Consider the following 1,234-nt stretch of genomic DNA (forward strand, 5'->3'; position numbering starts at 1 on the left):
GGCGTCAAGTGCCGCTTTCCACTTCATGGCGTACAGATCGGACACCTGTACCTGATGACCGGCCTGCGTCAGGCGCTCAACGGCGAAGTTTTTCAGTGAGCCGGTCAGCGACTGCGGCTCCGGGTGGGCGTAAACAATCAGCACATTCATAGCAACTCTCCTTGGTGTGAGAGCTGCAGGTTAGGGCGTCACAAGGTATATTAGAAATGAATTACCGTTATCCCAGGTATAACCATGAATAATTTAAGGCGGCTGGATCTCAATCTGCTGGTGACGCTCGACGCGCTGCTGGCGGAGCACAACGTTACGCGCGCGGCGCAGCGGCTCAATTTCTCTCAGCCGGCGGTCAGCGTGCATCTCGCCAAACTGCGGGCGATCTTTGACGATCCGCTGCTGTTGCCCGGCCCGCGCGGCATGCGTCCTACCGCCAGAGCGGAGCAGCTGCGGGAACCGCTGCGCCAGGCGCTGGCGGCGCTTGAGTTGGCGGTAACGCCGTTCGATCCCGCCGTGGCGACCGATACCTGGCGTGTGGCCGCCTTCGACTACGGCGAATCCACCATCGTCCTGCCGGCGCTGAACGGTTTGCGCACGGCGGCGCCCGGCACCCGGCTGGCGGTGCTGGAAACCGCGCCGTCACGCATCGCCAAACTGGCGGAACAGGGAGAGATCGATCTGGCGTTTCACACCCGTGAAGGGGCGCCGCCCGGTTTGCGTCAGCGCACGCTGTTCAGTGAACGCTATGTGCTGGTGGGCAGAGTCGGCCATCCTAAACTGCATGAAAACCTGACGCTAACGCAATTTTGCCAATTGGAGCAGGTGATGGTCTCACCGGACGGCGGCGGTTTCTACGGCATCACCGACCAAGCGCTGGCGGACGTGGGGCTGACGCGGCGCGTGGTGCTTTCCGTGCCGCATTTTCTCTTCGTGATCTCGGTGCTGACGCAGTCCGATTTGGTGGCGATGCTGCCGGAGCGGCTGGTGCGCAACCAGCCTTTATTGCAACAACTCAAGCCGCCGCTGGCGGTGCCGGGGTTTGAAATGACCATGCTGTGGCACGAACGATCGCATCGGGATCCCGCGCACCGGTGGCTGCGCGAACATATCGTGCGGTCAGTGTAAGCGGGTTAAACTGCGCGGTAAATCACATGAACAGGAAGCGGTCGGCCAGCGGAACGCCACGCTCGAGGCGCGGTGGCAACGCGTCGTCGCGATCGTCTGGCTGAGTAGCCTGTGG

2 protein-coding genes are annotated in these 1,234 nt (G+C 62.2%); one reads left to right on the plus strand and one right to left on the minus strand.

Annotated elements, in window-relative coordinates; translation table 11 throughout:
- A partial coding sequence (locus AB0H42_RS35725) for an NAD(P)H-dependent oxidoreductase (protein WP_357064312.1) occupies window positions 1–150 on the minus strand: 150 nt, incomplete at its 3' end.
- An 84-nt stretch (window positions 151–234) separates the two neighbouring features.
- Here AB0H42_RS35725 and AB0H42_RS35730 point away from each other — a divergent pair.
- Window positions 235–1,119, plus strand: coding sequence for a LysR family transcriptional regulator (locus tag AB0H42_RS35730; protein WP_357064310.1), 885 nt, complete (start codon window positions 235–237; stop codon window positions 1,117–1,119).
- The last annotated feature ends 115 nt before the right edge of the window (window positions 1,120–1,234 follow it).

It is taken from the genome of Nocardia sp. NPDC050799, assembly GCF_040654015.1.
In the GTDB taxonomy this organism is placed as follows: Bacteria; Actinomycetota; Actinomycetes; order Mycobacteriales; family Mycobacteriaceae; genus Nocardia.